Source organism: uncultured Jatrophihabitans sp., assembly GCF_964252635.1.
Lineage (GTDB): Bacteria > Actinomycetota > Actinomycetes > Mycobacteriales > Jatrophihabitantaceae > Jatrophihabitans.
The window spans coordinates 1-10,915 of the sequence record NZ_CAXUNP010000066.1 but is presented as its reverse complement, the minus strand read 5'-3'; the positions used below and the strand labels follow the sequence as shown (position 1 = coordinate 10,915).

Genomic DNA, 10,915 nt, shown 5'->3' with positions numbered 1-10,915 from the left:
AACGGCAAGGCTGCGAACGGCAAGGCTGCGAACGGCAAGGCTGCGAACGGCAAGGCTGCGAACGGCAAGGGCGCCGACGGCGACAAGCGGGCGCCGAGCGCCGCTGCCCAGCGCGCCGCTGCGCGTCGGGGTCGTACCGCTCGCTGACCTGAGGCTCCTGGCCCGAGGACACACCGCGGGCTCCGGGATCGCAGACATACAGAAGCCCCCGGTGAGCGGGGGATTCACCGGGGGCTTCCAGCGGTCTCGAGATCGTGTCCGGTGAGCGGGGGATTCATCGGACGGAGATCTGTCGACCATCGACCCGAGTCGCTGAGCGGGGGATTCAGCGATCCGAATCGATTGCTTCTGTTGTCACCGTGAGTAACCCGATGAGGGGCTGTCCCGCTGACAGAGTCAACAATGACGTATGGCCCGTGTTAGGTCAAGGTGAAACAACGAACTACGCGTACGTAATTTGAGATTCAATGTTTTGAGACCGTAACACTCTGCCTCGAAACGGACATTCGACCGGCGAGAAACGGCTCCCCCGACCAAAATTCGAGTGTTTCAAGGGCTGAAAGGGCTTGCTGTCAGCCCTCGTCGTCGGGGTCGGCCTCCCAGCCACCCCCGTGCATCCGCTGGACGAGGTCGGTGAGCACCGGCCCGATGACCTGCGGAAAGCCTCCGAGCTGCACCGCGATGCTGAACCGGTCGGTCGAGACCGCCGATTCCGGGTCCGCCTCGTCCAGCACCATCCGTTCACTGAGGGTGAGCACCTGGAAGGTGAGCCCGCGCGCGGTCAGGAACCCGGTGACCTGCTCGACCTCCTTCTCGTCGACGGTCTGCACGAATACCTGACCCTGCACCCACCCGGTCATGTCCATGCGAGCCATCATTCCCGGCCCGGTCCTGCCCCGGCCCGGTCCTGCCCCGGTCCGGTGCGCCCCAGGCCGCACGCCGGCGCGGCCCGGGACGAGAGGTCCCGGGCCGCGCTGTCCGTCGTGCCGTCGCCTACGGCCTGATGTCGACGACCTGGGGGTCGTGGTCGCTCGTCTGCCCGTTGAACTCGGCATTGACGTGCACGACCTGGTAGGTCACGCCCCGGACCTTCGGCGTGACCAGGATGTGGTCGAGTACCTGGGAGACGCCGTTGTAGACGTAGGTGTACTGCTGGTCGACCGGCAAGGTGGTGATGAGGTCGGTCAGGATCGGTGTCCCGCTGCCGTCGGCCGACCCGGTGCGCAGCACGGCCAGCGGCGAGCTGAACTGGTAGTCGTTCAGGTCGCCGACCACGACGACGTCCGCCGACTTCTGGGCGGCCAGGATCTTGGCGACGAAGTCGTGCACCACCAGCGCCTGCCCGGCCCGTTGGGTCTGTGAGCTCTGCTGCGCGTACTGGAAGCGCCCGTCGGAGTTCTGGTCGCCCAGCTTGGCGTCGAAGTGGTTGGCGACGACGATCACCGGCTTGCCCTGGAACCGGAACTCACCGGCCAGCGGTTTGCGGCTCGAGGTCCAGACCGGGTTGGTCGGGTCGATGCGCCCGGGCGACAGCGTCAGCGCCGCCGCCCCCTTGGTCTTGGTCACCTGGGTGCCCGTGACCGAGCGGTCGACCGACGGCGCTCCGCGGTCCACGAAAGTGACCCGTGCCGGGTTGTAGAGGAATACGTTGCGGATGTTGCCGCCGGGCTGGCCGCCGTCCTGGTCGTTGACCGGGTCGACGAGCCGGTAGTCGTAGTGCGGGCCACCCGCGGCCACGATCGCGTTCGTCAGCTTGGTGATCGTCGTGTCGGCGGCCACCGTGCCGTCGTCGGTCGCGCCGTCGTTGTCCTGGATCTCCTCCAGGGCGACGATGTCCGGCGTCGCGAGGTTGGTGATGACGCCCTTGGCCAGCGCGGTGAACTTGTCGGCCGAGTCGCCGGGCGCCAGGTTCTCGACGTTGTAGGTGGCGATCGACAGCTGCTTCTTGCTGCCCGCCTTCGCGGTCACCGGGGCGAGGTGGTTGTGCTGCGGCGTGCCGACCGTGCTCGCGTCGAGCACGTAGCCGCCGTAGGTCGACCAGTCGATGACGCCCGTGGTCGCGCCGGTCAGCACGTCGCCGACGTCGAGCCCCAGCGTGGTGCCGTCGAGCGTCGCCACCTCGAGCCGCCCGGACGGGGTCCGGTTCTCGCCGAGCAGCTCGGTGCCGCCCCGGTAGGTGGCGGCCTGGGTCGGCTTGGTCGTCACGTACTGCTCGCCGTAGGAGTTGGACGGGCCCACGACGCGGACGTCGTCGACCTCCACCCGCATCCCCTCGACCGACTCGTAGTAGTCGAGCGCCGAGCGCGTCGGCGTGATCGGCGTCTTCTCGATGTTGCCGTTGCCCAGGTCCGGTGCGTAGGTGTCCGGGACCGTGTTCGGTCCGATCACGACCGGCGCCGGCAACGCGGCCCCGGACGCCACCACGGTCACCGTGGGCGCGGTGAGCTCGGTGACCGACAGGCTCGACGTGCTCGACAGCGTCTCCCCCGAGCCCAGCGCGTAGTAGTCGCTGACCTTGCCCGAGACGAGCACCGAGTCGCCGACCTTCACGGCGGGCGTCGAACCGGTGTAGACGAAGATGCCCTCACTGGTGGCCGGGTTCGCGTCCGGCTTCGGGTCCTGCATCCAGAAACCCTTCGAGCCGCTCGTCCGTAGCGTCGTGACCACACCGGCGACGTTGCTGACGGAGTTGCCGTTCTGCGGGGAGACGAAGCTGGTGCCCTGGATGTCGTGGATGGCCAGCGGCCCCGGCTCGGTGCCGCCGCCCCCACCGCCGGTCGTGCCCGACGGGGTCGGTGAGGGCGCACCGACCGTGAAGTCAGGGCCGTTCTGGTCGGTGTCCTTGCCGCCGGTGCGGGACACCGACGTGGTGTTTGAGGGTGCCGGTGCGTCAGCCGTGCCTTCGTGGACCGTGGCCGTGCCGTAGCCGACGAGGTCGGTGATCGCGGTGTCGGCCGTGCAATCGGCGGACGTCACGCACGTCCGGGCGTCGGTCGAGTGGACCAGTGCGACCGTGCCCGAGGTGCCGCCGAGCGAGAGCGAGCCCGTGTCGTCGGGGGTGGGCCCGTCGTCGGTGCCGCCGCTGCCCGCCGACTCCCGGACGAGGAACGTCTTGCCGGCGGGGATCGACCCGGTGAGCGTGTCGACGCTCCACTTCGCGGTGGCCGTGGGCGACCCGGTGAGGTACTGGACCGAGTAGCCGGAGAGCGACACCGCACCGGTGCCGGCGTTGTAGAGCTCGACGAAGTCGTTCTTCAGGGTGGCGCCGGTGTTGCCGCCACCGCCGTAGACCTCGTTGACGACCAGCGTCGTGGAGGGCGCGGCTCCGGCGGGGGTCTGCGCGGCGGTGACGCCGAGGGTGGCCGCTGCGACGCCGACGAGGGCTGCTGCGGCGCGGAGCCGCGACCGCGTGAGGGATGGATGCACTGGGAAGTCCTCCGTAGTACCGCCGAACCGGATATTTCGCACAGTCTCCACCAAACGGGTGACGATGTGGTGTCCGCGAGCCGTCCTCGTCACGAACGCGGGGCGGTCGGCGTCACCCCGCCCGGGACCCCCCTGAGGCGATCGGCGCCCGCGATGGAAAGGTGACGCCATGAACGTGTTGCTGATCGGCCCGCCCGGTTCGGGCAAGGGCACGCAGGGCAAACGCCTCGCCGACCTGCTCGGCATCGAGCACCTGGCCACCGGTGACCTGCTGCGGGCCGAGGTCGACGCCGGTACCGACCTGGGTCGCGAGGCCGAGGCCATCATGGCCAGCGGCGAGCTCGTCCCCGACGACGTCATCCTGGCCCTGGTCATGCCCAAGGTCCGGGCGGCCAGCGCCGCGAACGGCTACCTGCTGGACGGCTTCCCGCGCTCGGTCGAACAGGCCAGGGAGGCCCGCCGATCGGCCGAGGAGCACGACGCCACCCCGGACGCCGTCGTCTACCTCGAGGTCCCGCGCGACGAGCTGAAGCGCCGGATCCTGGCGCGCGCCGAGTCCGAGGGACGGGCCGACGACAACGAGGAGACGGTCACCAACCGCCTACGCGTGTTCGACGAGGCCACGGCGCCGCTGGTCGACTACTACCGCGGCCGCGGCCTGCTGCACGAGATCGACGCCGACCGGTCCGAGGACGAGGTCACCGAGTCGATCCTCGCCGTCCTGCCGAAACGCTGACGGTGCTGCCGAAACGCTGATGGTGCGCCCGAAGCCTGACCGCCCATTCGCTCAGGCGTCGTCGGGGTCCGGCAGCCCGCGCTTGACCACCTTGCCGGCGGGGTTGCGGGGCATGTCGTCGATGAACACGATCTCGCGCGGCACCTTGTAGCGGGCCAGGTTCTGCTTGACGTGGTTCTTCAGCGCGTCCTCGTCCACCGAGGAACCGTCGCTCTTGACGACGTAGGCCCGCAGGCGCTTGCCGTAGGTCTCGTCGTCGACGCCGACCACGGCGACGTCGGAGACGCCGTCGAAGGAGCCGAGCAGGTCCTCGACCTCGGCGGGGAAGACGTTCTCGCCGCCGGACACGATCATGTCGTCGTCGCGGCCGTCGACGAACAGCCGGCCGTTCTCGTCGAAGTGGCCGATGTCGCCCGTCGACATCATGCCCTCGAGCATCTCCTTGCTGCCGCCGCCGGTGTAGCCCTCGAACTGCATCGAGCTCGACACGAAGATCCGCCCGGAGTCCTGCCCGCCGACCCGCTTGCCGTCCTCGTCGAACAAGGTGATGGACGTGCCGGTCGGTGGCCGGCCGACCGTGCCGGGAGCGGCGCGCATGTCGGCCGGGGTGGCGATGGTGGCGTAGGCGACCTCGGTCGAGCCGTAGAGGTTGTAGAGGATGTCGCCGAACTGGTCCATGGTGCGGGTGGCCAGGTCAGGGGAGAGCACCGAGCCCGACACCGCGATGAGCCGCAGCGCCGACAGGTCGCGCCTGCCGATGTCGTCGGCGCCGTTCTCGAGCAGGCGGGAGAGCAGGATCGGGACGGTGATGAGCGCGTCGGCCGAGTGCTTCTCGAGCGCGTCGAGAGTGAACGCCGGGTCGGTCTTGCGGGCGGTGACCAGCGTGTTGCCCAGCCCGAGGGCCAACATCGAGCTCAGCAGGCCCCACGCGTGGAAGGCCGGCGCCGCCAGCACCGCGACCCGCCCGTAGCGCAGCGGGATCTTCGACACGTAACCGCCGGGCAGCGCCAGCGAGACCGCCATGTCGCGGGGCGCACCCTTCGGCGTGCCCGTCGTGCCGCTGGTGAGCAGCACGATGCGCTGCTTCGCCGACGGCTTGGGCGGGCGCTTGGTGGAGCCCTCGGCGATGAGCTCCTCGAGGGTGGTCTCGTCCGAGATCGGTTCCTCGCCGTCGAACCAGGCCACGTACTTGCCACTGGACGGTTCCACCGACTGCGCGACCTCGGTGAACTCCTCGTCGTGGACCAGGACGGTGACGTCCTCGCGTTCGCAGACGTCCGCGAGCTGGGGACCGGCGAAGTCGGTGTTGAGCAGCAGGGTCTGGGTGCCGAGCTTGGCCCCGGCGAGCAGCGCCTCGAACAGGCCACGGTGGTTGCGGCACAGGATGCCCATGCCGTCCTTCGCGCCGACACCGTGCTCGCGCAGCGCGTTCGCGAGCGCCGTGCTGCGGCGGTCGAGCTCGCCGAAAGTGAGCGACCCGATCTCGTCGACGATGGCCGGGTGATCCGGGTCGCTGGCCGCGGACAGCCCGATGGCCGCGCCCACCGGCCCGTACGCGTCGAAGTCACGCAGCGTGCCGAGGAGCTTGTGCGGAGGGGTGAGGGCCACACTCGGGCCACGCGCCTGCATCAGGGTCGCCGCGAATCGGGCCTCGAGGGTCGCCCGCCCGGCCAGCTGGGTGACGAGCTTCAGGGGGTCCACGATGCAGTTCCTACCAGCTGGTAGCTACGCGGCCCAGCGGACGTGAAGCGGTGGTTTCCTCCGTCCGCCCTGCGGCGTCCGGCCCGCAGGGGCGCCGTATAGGCTGATTGGTCGCCGACCGCACGTCGGCGACGACCGTCCGACCCCCGAAACCGAGGAGCCCCATGGCCGCCGGACCCCGCGCCCGCGCCCGCAAACTCGCCCGCCGGGTCAAGGTGGCCGCCGACTACGAGCGGGTGGCGTTCGCCCGTCGGTCGTCGATCGACGAGTCGCTGGTCGTCTACGAGTCCTTCTCCGGCAACGGCATGCTCTGCAACCCGGAGGCCATCTTCCGCGCGCTGCTCGCGGCGCCCGACCTGGGCCACCTCAAGCACACCTGGGTCCTGGCCGACCTCGAACAGCACGCGGCCACCGTGGCCGAGTTCGCGGACCACCCCCGCGTGAACTTCGTCGAGGCCGGTAGCCACGACTATCTCGGGGTCCTGGCGAAGGCGAAGTACCTGGTCAACAACGCGACCTTCCCGCCGCAGTTCGGCAAGCGCAAGGGCCAGGTGTACCTGAACACCTGGCACGGCACGCCGCTCAAGGCCATGGGCTACGACATCCCAGGCGGGGCGCTGGACACCCGCAACGTGGTGCGCAACATGCTCGCGGCCGATTACCTGCTCGCCCCGAACGACGACACCCGGCGGATGTACCTGGACGCCTACCGGATGACCGACATCTTCCGCGGGTCGTTGCTCGAGACCGCCACGCCGCGCATCGACCGGCAGAACCTCGACGAGGACCAACGCGTCCAGGTCAAGGAACGGCTGCGCGCCGCGGGGGTCAAGCTCGACGACGCCCAGCAGGTGATCGTCTACGCACCCACCTGGAAGGGGAACTTCTACGCGCCCACCAACGACGTGCGGCAACTGCGGGCACGCGTCGAGGAGGTGTCCGCGCAGATCGACTCCTCCCGGTACCGGTTGCTGCTCAAGGTGCACCAGCAGGTCTACAAGCACGCGGTGTCCGACCCGGCCCTGAAAGAGATGCTCGTGCCCAACGACATCCCCACCAACGTCGTCCTGGGCGTCACCGACGTCCTCATCACCGACTACTCGTCGATCTTCACCGACTTCCTCGCCACCGGCCGTCCGGTGCTGTTCTTCGCCCCGGACATCGACACCTACCAGGCCGGTCGCGGGCTCTACCTGCCGGTCGACGAATGGCCCGGCCCGGTGAGCCGGGACATCGCCGGCGTCGTCGCCGACATCGACAACCTGGGCACGGGCGTCCCCGACGACCCGGTCGTGCGTTACGCCGACCGCTACGAGACCGCCCGACGCCGGTACTGCCCGCGCGAGGACGGAACGGGCACCGAACGCGTCGTCGACATCGTCTTCCGCGGGCGACCCGGCCCTGAGGTCGCCTCGGGGTTCGACGACGACCGGACCTCCGTGCTGATCCACCTGGGCGGCATGCTGGACAACGGCATCACGACCTCGGCCCTGTGCCTGCTGGACAACATCGACCACGACCGCTTCGACGTCTCGGTCACCTTCCCGTGGTCGAACAACCGCAACCGGCTGCGCCAGTTCGCCCGCATCAACCCGCGCGTCCGGCTGCTCCCGCGCTTCGGCGGGATCAACGGCACCAAGGCGCAGGTCAAGACGCTGCTGAGCAAGAACCCGGTCCTCGCCGACCCGCGCTTCAGCCACCAGCCGCGCCACCGTGCCCTGCTGCGCGACGAGTGGGTGCGTTGCTTCGGCGACAGCCGTTTCGACTACGTCGTCGACTTCAGCGGGTACTCCCCGTTCTGGGTCAAGTTGCTGGCCAACCGACCCTCCGGTGAGTTCTCGGTCTGGCTGCACAACGACATCAAGGCCGAGGTCTCCAACCCCGCCCGCGCCAAGGGAGTTCGCGCGAGCGTCAGCAGCACGATGGTGCTCTACGGCCTGGCCGACCGGCTCGTGTCCGTGTCGCCCGCCCTCGACGACGTCAACCGGGAGAAGCTCGCCGACCTCGCCCCGGCCGAGGTCTTCACCTACGCGCGCAACACCATCAATGTCGACCGCATCGTGCACATGGCCGGTGGGGCACCCGTGGGTCGTCGGGCGCTGTCCGCCGACACCTCGGCCGCCGAGCTCGCCGCGTCCTCCGACGCGTCGACGTCATTGCCCCAAGCGGTGGCACGGCTCATCGACGACTACGGCGCCAACAACGTGCGCGACGAGGTCCAGCGCCTGGAGACACTCGCGACGGTGCTCCCACCCGCTCCCGGGGTGCGCACCTTCGTCACGGCCGGCCGGCTCTCGGCCGAGAAGAACCACGCTCGCATGCTCCGCGCGTTCGCCAAGGTGCACGAGGAGGACCCCGCGACCCGGCTGATCCTGCTGGGCAACGGCCCGCTGCGCGGCTCGCTGATGGAGCTGGCCGCCGAGCTCGGGTTGACCTCTGCGGTCACCTTCGCCGGCCATCAGGACAACCCGTACGTGATCGTCGCGAACTCCGACTGCTTCGTGCTCTCCAGCGACTACGAGGGCCAGCCGATGGTGCTGCTGGAGGCCATGGTGCTGGGCCGGCCGGTCGTCACCACCGAGTTCGGTTCGGTGCGGGGCGCGCTGCCCGAGGGTTACGGGCGGATCGTGGCGCTCAAGGTCGGTGCGCTGGCCGACGGCCTGCGTGCCTTCCTGCGGGGCGAGGTGACGAGCCTGCCGTTCGACGCCGCGGCCTACAACCGCACCGCCACCGGCGAGTTCTACCGGGCGATCGGCGCCTCGTAGCGCAGCGCCGCCGCGACGGTGTCGGGTGACGCGGGCTAGGAGGCGCTCATCCCGCTGATGTGCTCGATCACGGCGGTGGTCGAGATCGACGGCGTCCGCGGCAGGTACTCCACCCGGCAGACGTCGTTGAACTCGTCGAAGCGGCCCGCCCAGTCGTCGCCCATCACCAGCACGTCGGCACCGAAGCGCAGGATGTACTCGCGCTTCTGTTCCAGGGACTCCTCGACGAAGACCTCGTCGACGACACGCAGGCTGGCGACCAGCTCGCAGCGCTCGTCCTCGCTGAACACGGCCTGCCGGTTCTTCTTCGACAGGTTCAGAGCGTCGGACGAGACGCCGACGACGAGGCGGTCGCCGAGGGCGCGGGAGCGCTCCAGGATCCGCAGGTGCCCGACGTGCAGGACGTCGAACGTCCCGAAGGTGATGACGGTGGTCATGGGGTGGGACACCTCCAGGTCAGGGTGATCGGCCGGGGCCACCCTAGCGAAGCCGTCGTCCCCCGCCCGTCCTGACGTGACCCGAACAGAGCACTTAGTGCCCACCCACATTCCGGGTGAGACAATGCTGTGTGCCTTTCACCCCGCTCTTGGCTCCCGGCTCCTGGCCTCCCGGGAACTCGTGGGTCCTGCCCGACCACAAGATTGTCTACATCTCGACGACCAAGGTCGCGTGCTCGAGCCTGCGATGGATGATCGCCGACCTCGTCGGCGAGGACTTCTCCGCGTTCTACCGGGCGCCCGGAGACCACCAGACCCGGCTGATGACCATCCACACGCGCAGGGACAGTTGGCAGCACTCCCCGCAGATCAAGAACTACCCGCCCGAGGCCCGGGCGCGGATCTCACGTGACGACGGGTGGTTCATCTTCGCGGTCGTCCGGGACCCGTGGACCCGGCTCTTCTCGGCCTGGCAGTCCAAGATGCTGGTGCGGCACGCGTCCTACGTGGAGCACTACCAGCAGCAGCCTTGGTTTCCGCGCGTCCCGACCACGGCCGAGGACGTGCTGGCCGACTGGCGCCGCTTCGTGCGGGCAACCCCTTGGGAGACCAACCGGCAGCTGAGCCAGGACCCGCACTTCATGCCCCAGGTCGAGTCCGTGCACCCGGACACCGTCAACTACTCGCGTGTCTACGACCTGACAGCCATGGACGAGCTGACGAGCGACCTGCACACCCACCTGAAGGGGGTGGGTCGCGACCAGGAGCTGTACCTGCCCCGCGCCAACGAGAGCCCTCTGCGGATGACGCGCGAGTGCCTGGACCCCGGCACCGTGCAGGTCGTCAGCGCCGCCTACAAGGCCGACTTCGCGGCCTTCCCCGGCCGTTGGAACCTGAACGAGCTGCGGTTGACCGACCGGCCGTGGACCCGCGACGGGCTTGACGCGGTCGCCTACCACGGGGTCGCCAACGAGCGCATCGGCGACCTGTCCCGCGAGCTCTACGCCACGCGGGGCGCGCTGCGCGCCGAGCTACGCCGGACCCGTGCCTTGAAGCACGAGATCCGGCGTACCCGCTGGTTGCCCGGCGCCGCCCTGGGTCAGCTGCGCCGGGTGCGTGCGGCCGCTCAGGCCCGCCGTGAGGGCCCGGGTGCCGACTAGGGCTTGATCGCCACCCGGCCGCTGCCGGTCCGCACGAGCATCAGGCGTTCACCCGTGCGCTCAAGGAACTCGTCGACAGCCTGCCGCGAACCCTGCCAGTGGCCGTAGTCGTCGATCATCAGCACGCCGCCGTGCACGAGCCGGTCGTACATGTGGGTGAGCTCGTGCGCGGTCGAGGAGTACCAGTCCGTGTCCAGGCGCAGCAGCGCGATCTGGTCCGGCAGGGTCGCGGGCACGGTCTCTTCCACCGGGCCCTTGACGTAGTGCACGTGGTCCGCGGGGTATGGAACGGGTTCGAACCCGGCTTGGACGTCCTCCAGGCTGGCATAGGCCCAGACGAGGCTGTCCTTGCTCTTCTCCTGGGCAGCCAGCGCCGAGGCCGCCTCCATGCCATCGTGGCGCACGTCCTGCTCGGTGGGCGGGGTCATGCCCTCGAACGTGTCGTACAGGTACAGCTGGCGGCTGTGGTCCCCCATGCTGTCCAACGTCCGCGCAATGGCCTGCATGCTGCCACCCCGCCACACGCCGCACTCGACCACGTCTCCCGGAATCTCGTACTGCGCCACGTAACGGGCTGCCGTGACCGTCGCGTGCAGCTTCTCGAAGCTGGTCATCGTGAACGGCAGGACGGCGCGGACGATGTCGGCCATCGTCTCGTCGAAGTCCTTGGGGATGCGCTGGGCCCGGGTG

At 69.4% G+C, this 10,915-nt stretch carries 8 protein-coding genes; 3 read left to right on the top strand and 5 right to left on the bottom strand.

Annotated features, from left to right (window positions below):
* Positions 1 to 572: 572 nt before the first annotated feature.
* Both ACFFCA_RS18870 and ACFFCA_RS18865 read right to left on the bottom strand, forming a co-directional pair.
* Positions 573 to 866, bottom strand: coding sequence for a hypothetical protein (locus ACFFCA_RS18870; RefSeq protein WP_375487657.1), 294 nt, complete (start codon positions 864 to 866; stop codon positions 573 to 575).
* Between the two features lie 127 nt (positions 867 to 993).
* Positions 994 to 3,426: a lamin tail domain-containing protein gene (locus tag ACFFCA_RS18865; RefSeq protein WP_375487655.1), complete on the bottom strand. Its 2,433-nt coding sequence runs from the start codon at positions 3,424 to 3,426 to the stop codon at positions 994 to 996.
* A 169-nt stretch (positions 3,427 to 3,595) separates the two neighbouring features.
* Between ACFFCA_RS18865 and ACFFCA_RS18860 the strand changes: the two genes are divergently transcribed.
* A complete protein-coding gene (locus ACFFCA_RS18860) occupies positions 3,596 to 4,162 on the top strand; it encodes an adenylate kinase (protein ID WP_375487653.1) in 567 nt (188 codons plus the stop codon).
* Positions 4,163 to 4,213: 51 nt separating this feature from the next.
* On the opposite strand, the gene ACFFCA_RS18855 is transcribed toward ACFFCA_RS18860, so the two are convergent.
* The gene (locus tag ACFFCA_RS18855; protein ID WP_375487651.1) at positions 4,214 to 5,863 is read right to left on the bottom strand and encodes an AMP-binding protein; all 1,650 of its coding nucleotides are present in this window, start codon (positions 5,861 to 5,863) and stop codon (positions 4,214 to 4,216) included.
* 164 nt (positions 5,864 to 6,027) lie between these two features.
* On the opposite strand from ACFFCA_RS18855, the gene ACFFCA_RS18850 reads away from it, so the two are divergent.
* The gene (locus ACFFCA_RS18850) at positions 6,028 to 8,628 is read left to right on the top strand and encodes a CDP-glycerol glycerophosphotransferase family protein (RefSeq protein WP_375487649.1); all 2,601 of its coding nucleotides are present in this window, start codon (positions 6,028 to 6,030) and stop codon (positions 8,626 to 8,628) included.
* Positions 8,629 to 8,663: 35 nt separating this feature from the next.
* Here ACFFCA_RS18850 and ACFFCA_RS18845 read toward each other — a convergent pair whose 3' ends face one another.
* Complete coding sequence (locus ACFFCA_RS18845) at positions 8,664 to 9,065, bottom strand: adenylyltransferase/cytidyltransferase family protein (RefSeq protein WP_375487647.1); 402 nt, start codon at positions 9,063 to 9,065, stop codon at positions 8,664 to 8,666.
* 116 nt (positions 9,066 to 9,181) lie between these two features.
* On the opposite strand from ACFFCA_RS18845, the gene ACFFCA_RS18840 reads away from it, so the two are divergent.
* Entirely contained in the window at positions 9,182 to 10,225 is a 1,044-nt protein-coding gene (locus tag ACFFCA_RS18840; protein ID WP_375487645.1) for a sulfotransferase family 2 domain-containing protein, read from the top strand.
* On the opposite strand, the gene ACFFCA_RS18835 is transcribed toward ACFFCA_RS18840, so the two are convergent.
* Positions 10,222 to 10,915: TylF/MycF/NovP-related O-methyltransferase (locus tag ACFFCA_RS18835; RefSeq protein WP_375487643.1), on the bottom strand; the 694-nt coding region annotated here is incomplete at its 5' end. The genes ACFFCA_RS18840 and ACFFCA_RS18835 overlap by 4 nt on opposite strands.

Bases quoted from the DNA above. Each gene is read 5' to 3' on its own strand.
- ACFFCA_RS18850 (WP_375487649.1), top strand. From the start codon at position 6,028: ATGGCCGCCGGACCCCGCGCCCGCGCCCGCAAACTCGCCCGCCGGGTC.
- ACFFCA_RS18870 (WP_375487657.1), bottom strand. From the start codon at position 866: ATGGACATGACCGGGTGGGTGCAGGGTCAGGTATTCGTGCAGACCGTC.
- ACFFCA_RS18860 (WP_375487653.1), top strand. From the start codon at position 3,596: ATGAACGTGTTGCTGATCGGCCCGCCCGGTTCGGGCAAGGGCACGCAG.
- ACFFCA_RS18845 (WP_375487647.1), bottom strand. From the start codon at position 9,065: ATGACCACCGTCATCACCTTCGGGACGTTCGACGTCCTGCACGTCGGG.